The organism is Peribacillus sp. ACCC06369 (genome assembly GCF_030348945.1).
GTDB lineage: Bacteria > Bacillota > Bacilli > Bacillales > DSM-1321 > Peribacillus.
Map to the genome: position 1 here is coordinate 5,238,662 of NZ_JAUCEN010000002.1, position 14,539 is coordinate 5,253,200.

The 14,539-nt window shown below is 41.4% G+C and carries 16 protein-coding genes; all 16 read right to left on the bottom strand.

All coding sequences use genetic code 11. The annotated features are described in order from the left end of the window. Positions 1-32: 32 nt before the first annotated feature. The 16 genes from QUF78_RS26590 to QUF78_RS26665 all read right to left on the bottom strand — a co-directional run bounded on the left by QUF78_RS26590 (position 33) and on the right by QUF78_RS26665 (position 14,509). A complete protein-coding gene (locus tag QUF78_RS26590; protein WP_048685846.1) occupies positions 33-893 on the bottom strand; it encodes a F0F1 ATP synthase subunit gamma in 861 nt (286 codons plus the stop codon). Positions 894-930: 37 nt separating this feature from the next. After that, positions 931-2,439 carry a F0F1 ATP synthase subunit alpha gene (atpA, locus tag QUF78_RS26595; protein ID WP_289327050.1) on the bottom strand — a complete coding sequence of 503 codons (1,509 nt, stop codon included), beginning with the start codon at positions 2,437-2,439 and terminating at the stop codon, positions 931-933. Positions 2,440-2,463: 24 nt separating this feature from the next. Further along, positions 2,464-3,000 (bottom strand): F0F1 ATP synthase subunit delta, encoded by a 537-nt coding sequence (locus QUF78_RS26600; RefSeq protein WP_289314312.1) that lies wholly within the window; start codon positions 2,998-3,000, stop codon positions 2,464-2,466. After that, complete coding sequence (gene atpF / locus QUF78_RS26605) at positions 2,997-3,518, bottom strand: F0F1 ATP synthase subunit B (protein ID WP_289318259.1); 522 nt, start codon at positions 3,516-3,518, stop codon at positions 2,997-2,999. Before atpF ends, QUF78_RS26600 begins: the two co-directional genes overlap by 4 nt. Positions 3,519-3,684: 166 nt before the next feature. Next, positions 3,685-3,909 (bottom strand): F0F1 ATP synthase subunit C, encoded by a 225-nt coding sequence (gene atpE, locus QUF78_RS26610; protein WP_048685857.1) that lies wholly within the window; start codon positions 3,907-3,909, stop codon positions 3,685-3,687. A 64-nt stretch (positions 3,910-3,973) separates the two neighbouring features. After that, a complete protein-coding gene (gene atpB / locus QUF78_RS26615) occupies positions 3,974-4,669 on the bottom strand; it encodes a F0F1 ATP synthase subunit A (protein ID WP_289327051.1) in 696 nt (231 codons plus the stop codon). A gap of 22 nt (positions 4,670-4,691) precedes the next feature. Beyond that, a complete protein-coding gene (locus QUF78_RS26620) occupies positions 4,692-5,060 on the bottom strand; it encodes an ATP synthase subunit I (protein WP_048685860.1) in 369 nt (122 codons plus the stop codon). A gap of 469 nt (positions 5,061-5,529) precedes the next feature. Then, on the bottom strand, positions 5,530-7,764 hold the full coding sequence (locus tag QUF78_RS26625; RefSeq protein ID WP_483313873.1) for a S8 family serine peptidase: 2,235 nt from the start codon (positions 7,762-7,764) through the stop codon (positions 5,530-5,532). Between the two features lie 76 nt (positions 7,765-7,840). Further along, positions 7,841-8,983: a non-hydrolyzing UDP-N-acetylglucosamine 2-epimerase gene (wecB, locus tag QUF78_RS26630; RefSeq protein ID WP_289327053.1), complete on the bottom strand. Its 1,143-nt coding sequence runs from the start codon at positions 8,981-8,983 to the stop codon at positions 7,841-7,843. Between the two features lie 23 nt (positions 8,984-9,006). Next, positions 9,007-9,636 (bottom strand): uracil phosphoribosyltransferase, encoded by a 630-nt coding sequence (upp, locus tag QUF78_RS26635; RefSeq protein WP_289314309.1) that lies wholly within the window; start codon positions 9,634-9,636, stop codon positions 9,007-9,009. Between the two features lie 237 nt (positions 9,637-9,873). Beyond that, positions 9,874-11,115 carry a serine hydroxymethyltransferase gene (locus QUF78_RS26640; protein WP_289327054.1) on the bottom strand — a complete coding sequence of 414 codons (1,242 nt, stop codon included), beginning with the start codon at positions 11,113-11,115 and terminating at the stop codon, positions 9,874-9,876. Positions 11,116-11,481: 366 nt separating this feature from the next. Further along, positions 11,482-12,075: a TIGR01440 family protein gene (locus QUF78_RS26645; protein WP_289327055.1), complete on the bottom strand. Its 594-nt coding sequence runs from the start codon at positions 12,073-12,075 to the stop codon at positions 11,482-11,484. A gap of 84 nt (positions 12,076-12,159) precedes the next feature. Beyond that, a complete protein-coding gene (gene rpiB / locus QUF78_RS26650; protein ID WP_289314307.1) occupies positions 12,160-12,606 on the bottom strand; it encodes a ribose 5-phosphate isomerase B in 447 nt (148 codons plus the stop codon). Positions 12,607-12,787: 181 nt separating this feature from the next. Next, on the bottom strand, positions 12,788-12,988 hold the full coding sequence (locus QUF78_RS26655) for a hypothetical protein (RefSeq protein ID WP_289327056.1): 201 nt from the start codon (positions 12,986-12,988) through the stop codon (positions 12,788-12,790). A gap of 366 nt (positions 12,989-13,354) precedes the next feature. Continuing rightward, on the bottom strand, positions 13,355-13,798 hold the full coding sequence (locus QUF78_RS26660; protein ID WP_289327057.1) for a low molecular weight protein arginine phosphatase: 444 nt from the start codon (positions 13,796-13,798) through the stop codon (positions 13,355-13,357). Between the two features lie 144 nt (positions 13,799-13,942). Next, positions 13,943-14,509 (bottom strand): manganese efflux pump MntP, encoded by a 567-nt coding sequence (locus QUF78_RS26665; RefSeq protein WP_289327058.1) that lies wholly within the window; start codon positions 14,507-14,509, stop codon positions 13,943-13,945. Positions 14,510-14,539: the final 30 nt, after the last annotated feature.

The following is a 14,539-nucleotide window of genomic DNA, read 5'->3' on the forward strand; positions in this document are numbered from 1 at the left end:
TATCGTCCGGGCCGACCGCCCCTTTAATGATTTTATTCTAAAGCTGCTGCACCGCCGACAATCTCTGTAATTTCTTGAGTGATCGCTGCCTGACGTGCACGGTTATATTGTAATGAAAGTGAGTCAATCAACTCTTTTGCATTATCGGTCGCATTTTTCATTGCAGTCATACGTGCAGAGTGCTCACTTGCTTTACCATCTAACAAAGCACCATAAATCAAACTTTCTGCGTACTGAGGCAGTAATACCTCAAGAATTTCTTCTGCATTCGGTTCAAATTCATAAGAAGTCAATGTTGCATTGGAAGTATTAAAGTCAGCTAACGGAAGGACTTGCTTTTCCGTTACCTCCTGTTGGATTGGGCTGACATAATGGTTATAGTACATATAAAGCTCATCACACAGCTCATTCAGATATAAATTCACTGTCGATTTTGCAAGGGAGCTAATGTCAGCGAAAGACGGCTGATCAGGAACCCCAATTACTTCAAGCTCTACGTGCATGTTACGGCTGACAAAGAAATCACGGCCAACCCTTCCGATTGCGATAATGACGAACTCATCATTGGATTTATGGCGTTCAAGAATAGTTTTATGAACGTGGCGAAGGATGCTACTATTGTAAGCCCCAGCCAATCCACGGTCCGATGTGATTACCAAGTAACCGGTTTTCTTAACGGGACGTGAAGTAAGCATTGGATGAGATGCATCCGTGCTTCCGTTCGCAATACTAGATACCACTTCTTGAATTTTTTCCATATATGGAACATATGCTTTAGCATTAGCTTCCGCACGGTTCATTTTAGAAGCAGATACCATCTGCATCGCTTTTGTAATTTGACTCGTCTTTTTCGTTGAAGTAATCCGAGACTTAATATCGCGTAAAGAGGCCATTCATTCTCACCACCCTTTATAAATTAGTTAGACCTTATTATTCAGAAATAACGAAGTTCTTTTTGAATTCGTTAATTGCAGCAACGATAGCAGCGTCTTCAGGAAGACCTTTTGTTGTGCGAATGTGATCTAATAATTCCGGATGAGAACGATCTAGGAACACATAGTATTCTTCTTCAAAACGAAGGATATCCGATACTGGAATATCATCTAAATGACCTTTAGTCAATGCATAGAAAATCATTACTTGTTTTTCAACTTTGATCGGTTTGTTTAGATCTTGCTTAAGGACTTCAACTGTACGAGCACCACGGTTAAGTTTTGATTGTGTTGCAGCATCCAGATCAGAACCGAATTGAGAGAATGCTTCCAATTCACGGTATGAAGCCAAGTCAAGACGTAATGTACCGGCAACTTTCTTCATCGCTTTAATTTGTGCAGATCCACCAACACGTGATACGGAAAGACCAGCGTTAATCGCAGGACGTACACCTGAGAAGAACAAATCGGATTGCAAGAAGATTTGTCCATCAGTTATGGAAATGACGTTTGTTGGGATGTAAGCAGAGATGTCGCCTGCTTGCGTTTCAACAAATGGAAGCGCAGTGATTGAACCGGCACCTAAAGTGTCATTCAATTTTGCTGCACGCTCAAGTAAACGGGAGTGCAAGTAGAATACATCCCCTGGGAATGCTTCACGACCTGGAGGACGGCGAAGTAGCAAGGAAAGTTCACGGTATGCAGATGCTTGTTTAGAAAGATCATCATAAACCACAAGAACGTGCTTGCCAGAGAACATGAACTCTTCAGCCATTGTCACACCAGCATATGGAGCTAGGTATAAAAGTGGCGCTGGTTGAGAAGCAGATGCAGATACAACGATCGTGTAATCCAATGCACCATTTTTACGTAGTGTTTCAACTGTTCCACGAACCGTTGATTCTTTTTGACCGATAGCAACATAGATACAGATCATATCTTGGTCAGCTTGGTTAAGGATTGTATCGATCGCAACTGATGTTTTACCAGTTTGACGGTCACCAATGATTAACTCACGTTGTCCACGACCGATTGGAACTAATGCATCGATTGCTTTAATACCTGTTTGTAAAGGTTCATGAACTGATTTACGGTCCATTACACCTGTTGCAGGGCTTTCGATTGGACGAGTTTTTGTCGTAGCGATCGGGCCAAGACCATCTAATGGTTGTCCAAGCGGATTCACGACACGTCCGATTAATTCTTCTCCAACTGGCACTTCCATGATTCTGCCAGTACGGCGAACTTCACTGCCTTCTTTAATGTCTCTGAATGGTCCAAGAATAACAACACCCACGTTATTTTGCTCAAGGTTTTGTGCTAATCCCATTGAACCATTGGAAAATTCTAAGAGCTCCCCAGACATTGCATTATCTAAACCATGAACGCGTGCGATACCATCACCAACAGTGATAACCGTACCAACATCGCTTACTTTAATTTCCGACTGATAGTTTTCAATCTGCTTTTTAATCAGCGCACTGATTTCTTCAGCTTTGATGCTCATGAATTTCACCCCTATCTGTGAATATTAACCTAATAGTTGTTTGCTAAGGCGATCTAGCTTACCGCTAATCGTCCCGTCATATATGCGGTTACCGATTTGTAGTTTGATGCCGCCAAGGATATTGCTATCCGTAATATTAGTAATGCGTAAATTTCTTTTGCCGATTTTTGCAGCAAAAGATGTAGACACAGCTTCCACTTCCGTTTCAGTCAATGGACGAACTGTATAGACCGTTGCATCAGCTACTGAGTTTTCTTCATTCGCAAGTTCGATGAACTCTTGTGCCATTGCTGTCACATCATCTGTACGATGACGTTCCACCATTAACATCACAGTGTTTTGAACGGAAGAAGAAAGGCTTGCAAAAGCATTTGCAATCAAAGCGCCTTTTGCATCTTTAGTCATTTTAGGATGAGCCAGGAAGCTTAATAGCTCATTATCATTTGTGAAAACTTCATTCACTATGCGAAGCTCTTCTTCAAGTTGGTTAATGAGATTTTGCTCTTTCGCAATTTGGAAAAGGGCAACGGCATAACGCTTTGCTACTGTTATATCGCTCATTTCCCTTCTCCTGCCTCTTGAATGTAGTCATTAATCAATTGCTCTTGATCTGCTTCGGATAGTTCTTTTTCTATTACTTTAGAAGCAATAAGTACGGATAAAGATGCCACTTGCTCGCGTAATGCCGTAATGGCTTTTTCTTTTTCCTGTACGATTTCACGCTTAGCTGATTCTTTGACGCGGTCAGCTTCAAGACGTGCTTGATTCACGATCTCTTCACGCTGTGCTTCACCTTGAAGTTTCGCGTTTTCTATAAGTTGTCCCGCTTCAGTGCGAGATTGTTTTACGATTTCACGTTGTTCTTCTAAATATTTAAGTGCTTCTTGTCTGCTAGCTTCCGCTGCTTGAATTTCATTTGCAACATGTTCTTCACGTTGAGTCATGATGCCCATTAGAGGACCCCATGCAAATTTCTTCAGCAACGCTAACAAAATGATAAACATTACTAATTGGTATAACATGTCTCCGCCATTAAAGCCATGAGACGTTGACCCAAGTACAAAGCTGCTTGTTAACACGCTTGGTTCACTCCCTTCACGAGTTTCACTTCTTAAAGCGTTCATTCATATGAACTTTAGAAAACTATGCTCTTAAACTGTATAAAAACAGGATTGTGGACATAAAGGAAAGGCGAAGGTTCACATGGAACGAACTTCGCCATTTTTGAACTTTTTGAAGGTTCTATTAACCACCATATACCATAAACGCAATTACTACTGCGATGATAGGCATCGCCTCAACTAAACCTACCCCGATGAACATTGTTGTTTGAAGCATACCGCGAGCTTCTGGTTGACGAGCGATACCTTCTACTGTTCTTGAAACGATAAGACCATTACCAATACCTGCACCTAGTGCTGCTAAACCAATTGCAATTGCTGCTGCAAGAAGACCTACTGAACCTGTCATTATAAATATCCTCCTTAGATTGTATCAAAATTTATTATTTTTTTAGTTCTAAATGAACTTATAATTAATGGTCGTCACTGACTTTATGAGACAGATAGACCATTGTTAACGTGACAAAGATAAACGCTTGGATACTGCCGACGAAAATACTATAGCCTTGCCATACTAGAGTAGGGATGATTGCACCAATAAATCCGGCAAATCCACTCGCAGCCAGCGAACCGGCTAACAAACTTAGCAAAACTTCACCAGCATAAATGTTACCATATAGACGCAGACCAAGTGTCAAGGAGTTTGTAAATTCCTCCACAAGTGTCATTGGGTTTTTATAAGCTTTAAAGTAACCCTTGGCGCCTTTCATTTTTATTGCATAGTAATGCGTTAAACCTAAAACCATGACTGCAAGAGTCAATGTGATAACTGGGTCGGCTGTTGGTGATTTCCACCAAAGCACTCCATCGTAACTAATTGCAAACGGAAGACCTAGCATATTGGACACAAAAATGTACATTAGCAAAGTCATACCAAGCAGTTGAAACTGACCACCTGTTCTCCAGTCCATGTTACTATTAATAATACCCTTAACGAAATCCATAATCCATTCCATGAAATTCTGCATGCCAGTTGGCTTCATTGCAAGCTTACGTGTACCAAGCACAGCAAGTATGAACACAACTAGACTAGCAACTGTAATCATTAGGACGTTACTCAAGTTAAAGGTCAGACCCATAAAATTTTCTAAGGGTGCTTCATGATTCAACTATATTCACCTCTCTTCCCCGCTATCGACGTATTAATTGGATGAAAAAATCTATAAAAATGACAATATAAGCTGTCATCAATCCCCATACAACACTTATCAGATGAAAATGCTCCGGAAATTCCAATGCAATGAGTACCGCTAGACCTGCGGATGCCATTCGAGTCATTGTCCCAAGAGATTTTGTTTTCTTTCCTTCATCGAGCGCCTGACTGAACTTTTTCATTTTCTGATTGATCAGCCATAAATTGTATAAACTCAAACTCGTACCCAGTATAAGCCCAGCAAAAACGGCTTGATAACTCGTAAGTCCCCATCCAACAACATAAACCGCCAGAAGAAAAATTATATATTTACTCTGCCTGTTGAACATGATTTTCATTTCTGGCATTTTTCATTTAATCTCCTGAGAAATATTTTCGTACTGAATGAAGCATTGCTTGTAAACCTAGCAAGTCCACAAAGAAGGCCAATTACTAATAGCAGCGGTTCGAATCTTAGGTTCTGACAAGTCATCTTTCCAAAGAGAAGATACCGAACAAAACTGATCCGACTATTTGAGAAAGAATCGCTGACATCAAAGTCATAGCCATTTTTAGAAGGCAATTATTTGACGCAAGTTGCATCCTCGCGGTTGAATTTGGTGGAGGATAGAAGACATTTCATGCTGTAAAAATCTGCATGCAGGGCTACTGAAAACCCTCTCATTTTACATCCTTTGTTAGCATACAATAGGCTAGAATCAATGTCAATGAGTGGTTAGTGAAATTTGTCACAGGTTTGAAATTATTAACGAATTGTTCACAAATTATCTTTTTTATACTATTGACATCCATTTTATTTTACATATTGTCCTGTGTTCACTCAATAAGTAACGTCTTTTCTATCCGATCTTCCCTTCCACCTCTTCTCGCAAAGATTATCGCTTTATACACTCCTTTAGGCGGCAGGTTCTTTTTCAATACATCTTTTTTGATCAAACCGGAAGGTGCCGGTCTCGACCAATCCAAATAACCAACGAATTTCAAGCTGTCTTCCTCATAAAGTGCAATCCCGAATTCTTCAGCCCCCCGGGGAAGGTACATTTCGTATCGGTATGTGCCTGCCTGGTCTCCTTGACCGAAATCAAAGCCCATTACCCTTGGATAATCCGGTTCTTCCTTTACATATAAATAAGGAAGGGATATTTTTTTGGTTCCTTCCATTATAAGAAGGTATCCATCAAAGACTCCCTTTTTCAGCTTGGCTGGGTTGACCTGCAGTCCCACTTTAATCTTTTTCTTTTCCCTCGGATTCAAAGTAAGGGATTTCGGCAATTCCCAAGTGAGGCCCATCTCTTTTAATGGGACCATAAAAGAGTACTTCCTCCTTTCCTTTCCGGTATTTTCAATGATTATCGTTTCATGATGCTCTTCAATTCCTTCTTTTTTGGTATACATCCCAAACGACAATGAGCTTGGATTCAAGAGAGTGTCCACTTTTAATGCTTCGTCGATCTGGATGCGTCCAGCCCCCTGTTCATATGTGTGATACAACTGATTAGCAGACTTCCTCAATGGCTTGGAAGTGCTCATCAATGCAGATTTCACTTGATCAGGAGTCCATTCCGGATGTTTTTGCAGGATTAAGGCGCATGCTCCTGCAACATGCGGTGCTGACATACTTGTTCCATCCAGGGACATATATCCTTTAGGAATGGTGCTCTCAATTTCCACTCCCGGTGCCAATACGTCAGGCTTTATTCCCCATGATACGGTTACCGGCCCCCTAGAGCTAAAATCAGCGAGCCTATCTTGCTCGTTCTTATAAATAAAATTAACGGTTTTGCTGTGCTCTTGCTCCATGATTCGCTTAAGTCGCAATCCATCTCTTCTACTAATAGAAGCAGCAGGGATGTTCATTTCTTTTTCCAAGCTTCCAGTAAAGGTCCCGCTCGTATTATTATAAACAATGACCCCTTTTGCACCTGCCTTTTCTGCATTGGATATTTTTTGCTGGAAGGTAAGTGTGCCGCGCTCCATCAACACTATCTTATCGCGAACATGCTTCAGGTCTTCTTCATTTCCCAGTCCCCCGTATATGACATCCTCAGAAAATGTCAGCTTCCATTTCTCAGAGCCTTGAAACAAGGTTAAATGAGATTGATACTTTTTCGAACCAAGTCCGTAGACCATATAGGGAACCCTTAATGGTGGGGTCGACGCTCCAACGGAAATCGCTTTTTCTGCTGTTCCAGGGGAGCCGACAGTCCATACAGCCGGACCGGAATTCCCGTTTGATGTCACGGCAACGATGCCGCTTTCCACAGCCTTATTCAATGCAAGAGAGATAGGTAAATCAGGGCCATTAACGTTATTCCCAAGAGAGAGGTTCAATACATCCACCTTATCCTTCATAGCTGACTCAATAGCCGTTAGGACTTGCTCTGTATCCCCTGCTCCACCTGGTCCCAAAGCTCGATATGCATATATCTCCGCTTCTGGTGCAACACCTTTCATTTTTCCATTGGCCGCAATGATACCTGCCACATGAGTTCCGTGTATTGTATCCAGCTCGCCTTGATTTTTGGTTTCCATCGGATCTTCATCACCATCAACCAGATCCTGCCCTCCTTTATAAGCACGTTGTAAATCTGGATGTGTATAATCGATCCCGGTATCGATAATTCCCACTTTTACCCCTTTCCCGGTGATTCGGTGATTCTCCTTATCGAAAAAACCCCTCACCCTGCCTCCTCCTATGTATGGGACACTTTCATCCAACACGGCATGATACATGGATACTTCCGTTACTGCCTGAATTTCATTCTCCTTTTTGAGTTGTTCTATTTCATTCATTTTCCCATGTAGGGAAAATCCATTCAGGGCAACCGAATAAACATTCCTTAATTGAAGGGATGGATATTTTTCAAGCAGTTCTTTGATCTTTTTTTGCTGAAACGCCTTATCCATCGTGACAACTGCCGTTACTTCCTTAGATTCAGATAGTTTTGGTAAAGGAGGCAGAATGACAGATGCCAATCCCTTTTCATTTGAATAAATACATATAAAAAGGAAAACAAACAATATCAACGTTTTCTTTCCCAATATAATCATCCCCTTAGCAGTTATCTTTTCTCAACAACCTTGGAGTATGCAAATAAAAAAGGAAAAGCCGCATGGCTTTTCCTTTTTATGATTCAAATCTAGTTGGTGGTACATTTACTTGCTTAAAATAGTAACGGATGGCTTCAGCTATGCGGACCGAAGCATTTCCGTCCCCATATGGATTTGAAGCCTTGGACATCTTTTCATGCTCCCCTTTATTGGTGAGCAATTCATGTGCCATATTAAATATGGTTTGTTCATCAGTACCCGCCAACCTTAAGGTTCCGGCTGCAATCCCCTCTGGGCGTTCAGTCGTATCCCTTAAAACAAGAACAGGTACACCTAGTGACGGTGCCTCTTCTTGAATTCCTCCAGAATCAGTCAAAATCAGATAGGCTCTAGAAGCGAAGTTGTGGAAATCCAATACGTCCAGGGGTTCGATTAAATGAACCCGCGGATCGTCCCCGAGAATTTCGTTTGCCAGCTCTTGAACAACAGGATTTAAATGGACAGGGTAAACCACTTGAACGTCATCATGCTCAGCAATGATTCTCTTGACGGCCCTGAAGATATTCCTCATTGGTTCCCCTAGATTTTCTCTGCGATGGGCGGTTAGTAAAATGAGCCTGTCTTCCCCTAGTCCATTTAAAACCGGGTGGGAATACGTGGACCGTACAGTTGTTTTCAAAGCATCGGTTGCCGTATTTCCCGTCACGAAGATACTGTCTCTCTTGTTTTCGTTCAGCAGATTCTCTTCTGCTTTTGAAGTCGGCGCAAAATGCAAATCCGCCATCGTACCGGTGAGCTGTCGATTCATCTCTTCCGGATAGGGGGAATACTTATTCCATGTGCGCAGCCCCGCTTCTACATGTCCAATGACGATCTGATTATAAAAAGCAGCCAGACTTGCGACAAACGTTGTGGTTGTATCACCGTGGACAAGAACAATATCAGGCTTGGCTTCCTTCATTACTGAATCAAGACCATTTAAGGCTCTTGTTGTAATATCAGCAAGCGTTTGCCTTTCTTTCATTATGTTCAAATCATAATCTGGCTGAATGGAAAATAATTCGAGAACTTGATCTAACATTTGTCGATGCTGAGCCGTAACAGCAACGATTGGGTTGAAATATTCTGGGTGTTTTTGAAATTCGAGTACTAAAGGAGCCATTTTGACAGCTTCTGGTCTCGTCCCGAAAATTGTCATGACCTTTATCGGTTTGTTCATTCGTGACACCTCAGTTTCTTTCCTTATTTTGTGCCGAATAAACGATCTCCTGCGTCTCCCAGACCTGGAACGATATAACCATGTTCATTCAGTTTTTCGTCAAGTCCTGCAATATAAATATCAACATCAGGATGGGCTTCTTTCAATGCTTCCACACCTTCTGGAGCTGCAATCAAGCACATGAATTTAATATTGACTGCACCGCGCTTTTTAATAGAATTGATCGCTTCGATGGCTGAACCGCCAGTTGCTAACATCGGGTCAACGACAATGCATTCTCTTTCTGCCAAATCACTTGGCATTTTCGCATAATATTCAACCGGTTTCAATGTTTCGGGATCACGGTAAAGACCAACATGTCCGACCTTTGCAGCAGGAATCAGCTTAATGATTCCGTCCACCATCCCTATGCCTGCACGTAAAATCGGGACGATCCCCACTTTTTTACCAGAAAGCATTTTCACTTTCGCTGTGCTTACAGGTGTTTGGATTTCCACTTCTTCAAGCGGCATATCCCTTGTGATTTCAAATGCCATCAATGATGCAACTTCATCCACTAGTTCGCGGAATTCTTTTGTTCCTGTATTTATATCACGTATATAGGCTAATTTGTGTTGAATTAACGGGTGATCGAAAACATAAACTTTTCCCATTTAGCATCTCTCCAATTCCATTGCATAGTTTTGCGCTTTTTTATGATTTCCCTAATCGAATAGAAAAATTTTTCGTGTCCTTTTAAAATTCACTTCAACCTATTTTACAGAAAAACGTTTCAATCTTCAATAAAGGTTTAGATGTCAGACCTATTTTCACTATTCGGACTCTTCTAACATACTAACCTCTATAAGGTGCAAAAAAACCGCCCCCTTTAAAAGGGAGCGGCTCCGTTATTACAATGAAGGATATAATTCAAATTTGTTCGATAATGATTCAACACGCTGTTTTGCTTCTTCAAGCTTAGCAGTGTCTTCATTATTTTTCAAAACAAGTCCGATGATTGCAGCTATTTCATCCATGTCTTCCAGTCCGAAGCCACGTGATGTCACTGCCGCAGTCCCAATACGAATACCACTCGTAACGAATGGTTTTTCCGGATCATATGGAATCGCATTTTTGTTAACGGTAATACCAATTTCATCCAAAACATGTTCAGCGATTTTTCCCGTTAATCCAGTAGAGCGCACATCAAGAAGAATCAAGTGATTGTCCGTTCCATCAGAAACTAGGGTGAATCCTTCTTTCTTTAAACCTTCGCCCAAGCGTTTAGCATTGTCGATGATTTGTTGTGCATACACTTTAAATTCATCTTGAAGCGCTTCTCCGAATGCAACAGCCTTAGCGGATATTACATGCATCAATGGACCGCCTTGAATTCCAGGGAAGATGGATTTATCGATCTTCTTACCGAATTCTTCTTTACAGATGATCATCCCCCCGCGTGGTCCGCGAAGTGTTTTATGAGTGGTTGTCGTTACAAAGTCAGCATAAGGAATTGGGCTTTGATGTAATCCAGCCGCAACTAAACCTGCGATATGAGCCATATCGACCATTAAATAAGCACCGACTTCATCTGCAATTTCACGGAATCGCTTGAAATCAATTTCCCGTGGATATGCACTTGCACCCGCTACGATCAATTTCGGTTTGTGCTGACGCGCTTTTTCCAATACATCATTGTAATCGATACGGTGATCTTTTTCGTCGACACCATATTCAACAAAATTGTAGTTAACACCACTGAAGTTAACTGGACTTCCGTGTGTTAAGTGACCTCCATGTGAAAGGTTCATCCCAAGCACTGTGTCGCCAGTTTGAAGCACTGTAAAGTAAACGGCCATATTGGCTTGAGCTCCAGAGTGAGGCTGTACGTTCACATACTCTCCGCCGAAAATTTCTTTCGCACGCTCACGTGCAAGATCTTCAACGATGTCGACATACTCACATCCGCCATAGTAACGTTTTCCAGGGTATCCTTCTGCATACTTATTAGTCAGGACCGACCCTTGAGCTTCCATGACAGCTTCACTCACGAAGTTTTCAGAAGCAATAAGCTCAATTTTACTTCTTTGACGCCCTAATTCCAGTTGAATTGCGTTAAACACTTGCTCATCTTGCTTTGCTAAACGATTCATTCCGTAATTCCTCCTCAAATTGTGCGTGATTCGCTTTTTAGTTTTTATGTGCAACATGCCTTCAGGAAAGCATGAAAAAGCCTTACCAATAATTATTAGAAAATTCTACTCCATTTTAACATGTCTAATTTAGAAGCGATAGTCTATTTTTATCGAACATTAAATGTTTTTTCATTTAAAAATGTTCGTATTTAACATCTAAAACATGTTAAATAGCTCTTTAACCCTATATTTAATGAGTAAAATCACCATTCTATTAGCACCACAAAATAAAGTTTTTTTTGTGAACCCTACTTGAGCTTTACGATTTTGCCCACATTCAATTAGAAAACAGCATTCCCCATTCGAGAAATGCTGTCTCACCCATTAAATGCAACTCTTGTTTTCAGGGATGTCCTGATAAACGGCCCGCTCCCCGCCAATTAGTTTCGGGCGGGTTTTTGCCATGGTCACATGTGCATGTCCTATTTCTTTAATTGCAGATCGAACTGGAACCGCCACATGCTTCAAATGCATGCCAATGAAGGTGTCCCCAATGTCTATCCCTGCGTCCGCTTTAATGCGCTCAACGACGACAGCATCTTTCCATTGTTGATAGGCGAACGTCGCCATCGATCCCCCAGCTGTTCTGACAGGTACAACCGAAACTTCTTCATAATTGTTTCGAACCGCGATTTCCCTTTGCAAAACCAATGCCCTATTTAGATGCTCACAACATTGATATGCAACCTGGATACCCGTTTTTTCTTGAAAATCGTTCACTACGGAAAAAATCATCCCCGCAACATCGAGGGTCCCTTCAGTACCGATCCGTTTTCCGATCACTTCACTTGTACTGCAACCGATTACCAGTAGCTGTTTCTCTTTTAAAGCTGCCTCTTCTTGAAACTCAAATAATAGTTTCCGAAACTGGTTTTCCCATATCTCAAGCTCATTTGAAAATGTAGCATCACTTGTCATGAAAACGCATCCTTTCAATAAGAAAACTTGCTATCGGAAGAAAAGGGAGATCCCTCTAGATCCTTTTTTCCAAAACCTTAACGATTAGCTGTGTTTACCTTCATACTCCGCTATCTTTCCGATCCTGTTTTGATGACGCCCGCCTTCAAATTCCGAAGTCAGCCATGTTTGTGCAATTTCCCTGGCAAGACCCGGGCCAATGACACGTTCACCCATCGCTAACATATTGGTATCATTATGCTGACGGGTCAATTTCGCACTATAGACATCATGAACCAATGCACATCGTATCCCTTTAACCTTATTGGCTGCAATGCTCATTCCAATTCCAGTGCCACAGATTAAAATACCCCGATCGAACTCACCCTGTGCCACTTTTTCAGCAACCGGCAAGGCATAATCAGGATAATCCACTGAAGTACTGCATTCACAGCCAAAATCTTCAAATGGAATCTGTAACTCATTCATTAAATTCTTTATTTCTTCACGGATATGTATACCACCATGATCCGAAGCAATCGCAACTTTCATCAAAATCCTCCTCTAACTTTTATTTGATTTTATTGTGTCACAAAATTATGAAAAGATAAAGGATGGCCAGCCTTTTTCTGACCTCAAAGAAGCAGGAAACCAACTCAGGTTTCCTGCAGAAAAAGTGCCAAGTGTGAAAGCGTATAATCGTCCTGTTCAACTTTCCGCTAGCACTTTAAGATCAATGCCGATTTTTCGACTTTTTCCATGACAATTGCTTGTTCGCTTGCCTAGCCGTTACTTCTTCCGCTCCAGCAGATATTTCTTCTGCAATGGCAACCACTTCTTGGGACTGCCTTGATTCTACACTTTCGATTAGATGGTCAACAAGCTCAGTAATATCTTTTACTGCAGCGACCACATTATGTACCGTTTTTGTCATTCCTTCTATCGCTATATCCGTACCCGTTCCTTTTTGGGCTTCTTCATTTGGCCGATATGACTTGATCGTGTTTTACAACGTCTGGACCTCAACTTGAATAGTTTGAACCAAATTTGAAGTACTCCTGAACAACAGCAGCAAAAAACGCAAGAACCCCCGATCCCAATATGCCTAATATAAGCGTCCCTACACTAAAACTTAGCGAACTCACCTTTTCAAATAAAATTGGAGGGAGCACGAAATTGGAACACTGAAAGGATGAATAGACAATCAGAGCTTGGGCTGTGATGAAGAAAACTAAATTTTTTCGCAAGCCAAACTATTATAATGTGTTCTTTCTTCCATTCTTTTTCCCCTGTAAGTCGTTTACTCTTTGAGCCTTATGACTAATTCTTCTATTAGTTCCTGCAGTTCCTTGAACGTCTCTTGATAAATGCCTTCAGAACCGCCAAACGGATCCATTATATCCCTGTCATATTTATCGTCAATAACGAATTCTTTCAAAGTAAAAGTCTTACCGATCATCTTGGGGTATGTACGGATGATGACCGCTTTATGCCCTTCCGTCATGGTGAAAATATGAGAAGCCCACTCCATTTCCTTCTCGGATAAAGGCGTTGAATGATGATTATGCACTATTTCATTTTCAATCAATACATTTTTAGCATGCAATGAAGCATCCTGGCCGGCTGAAGCATAAACGCCAGCGGACTTCACTTCAATACCCTCAATATTCTTGTTTTTTAATATCGCTTCTGCCATGGGACTTCTGCATGTGTTGCCCGTACATACAAATAATACTCGTATCATTTTAACGCCTCCTTTTTATACATTATAAGCTATAGCCCGTTCTTTATAGTCAAAAAAATAAGCACTCTTGATGTCATAAGAAAAAATAAAAACCGCCCCGGTAATCGGAACAGTTGAGGAAGGAAAGATATGAAGTCAAGTGAATTAAAAAGAGAATAATAATTTCAATCCAAATGCACACAGGATGCTTCCGCCAAGAATCTCACTATACACCCCGAGCAACCCTTGCATTTTTTTACCCAGTAAAAGGCCTGCCCACGTTAAAAAAGTGGCAGCCACCCCAAAACAAAGAATGGTTAAAATCGTTTTTGCACCGTAAATACCCAAGGTTAACCCTACTGAGAAGCTATCCAGGCTTACACCTAAAGCAAAAATGAATAGACCTTTCCCGACCGGAGCCAGCATCTTATTTTCCCTGATACCAGCTTCTCCCTTTTTACCCGGGATAAACATCTGGATACCAAGAATGATCAACAATAGACCGCCGGCATACGTAGCAAAGGTCCCGAATTTTTCTGAAATGAAACGGCCTGCCCCCATACCAAGCAAGGGCATCCAAATATGAAAAATACCTACTATCAGCCCTATAAAAAATATTTGCCTCAACCTTAGCTTAAACATTCCCATTCCAAGGCCGACAGAAAAGGCATCCATTCCCAATGCGAATGCCATGAGCAATAAGGTGATGATTTCCCCAGCAAATGTATTCATTCCAATCCTCCCTCGGACGTGCCTACTACA

What these genes read in the sequence shown, in the direction of transcription:
- QUF78_RS26660 (WP_289327057.1), bottom strand. Translation starts at nt 13,798, where the DNA reads ATGATACGAGTATTATTTGTATGTACGGGCAACACATGCAGAAGTCCC.
- atpE (WP_048685857.1), bottom strand. Translation starts at nt 3,909, where the DNA reads ATGACAGGTTCAGTAGGTCTTCTTGCAGCAGCAATTGCAATTGGTTTA.
- QUF78_RS26625 (WP_483313873.1), bottom strand. Translation starts at nt 7,764, where the DNA reads ATGATTATATTGGGAAAGAAAACGTTGATATTGTTTGTTTTCCTTTTT.
- QUF78_RS26665 (WP_289327058.1), bottom strand. Translation starts at nt 14,509, where the DNA reads ATGAATACATTTGCTGGGGAAATCATCACCTTATTGCTCATGGCATTC.
- rpiB (WP_289314307.1), bottom strand. Translation starts at nt 12,606, where the DNA reads ATGAAAGTTGCGATTGCTTCGGATCATGGTGGTATACATATCCGTGAA.
- QUF78_RS26590 (WP_048685846.1), bottom strand. Translation starts at nt 893, where the DNA reads ATGGCCTCTTTACGCGATATTAAGTCTCGGATTACTTCAACGAAAAAG.
- atpA (WP_289327050.1), bottom strand. Translation starts at nt 2,439, where the DNA reads ATGAGCATCAAAGCTGAAGAAATCAGTGCGCTGATTAAAAAGCAGATT.
- upp (WP_289314309.1), bottom strand. Translation starts at nt 9,636, where the DNA reads ATGGGAAAAGTTTATGTTTTCGATCACCCGTTAATTCAACACAAATTA.
- QUF78_RS26620 (WP_048685860.1), bottom strand. Translation starts at nt 5,060, where the DNA reads ATGCCAGAAATGAAAATCATGTTCAACAGGCAGAGTAAATATATAATT.
- wecB (WP_289327053.1), bottom strand. Translation starts at nt 8,983, where the DNA reads ATGAACAAACCGATAAAGGTCATGACAATTTTCGGGACGAGACCAGAA.
- QUF78_RS26600 (WP_289314312.1), bottom strand. Translation starts at nt 3,000, where the DNA reads ATGAGCGATATAACAGTAGCAAAGCGTTATGCCGTTGCCCTTTTCCAA.
- QUF78_RS26645 (WP_289327055.1), bottom strand. Translation starts at nt 12,075, where the DNA reads ATGACAAGTGATGCTACATTTTCAAATGAGCTTGAGATATGGGAAAAC.
- QUF78_RS26640 (WP_289327054.1), bottom strand. Translation starts at nt 11,115, where the DNA reads ATGAATCGTTTAGCAAAGCAAGATGAGCAAGTGTTTAACGCAATTCAA.
- QUF78_RS26655 (WP_289327056.1), bottom strand. Translation starts at nt 12,988, where the DNA reads ATGACAAAAACGGTACATAATGTGGTCGCTGCAGTAAAAGATATTACT.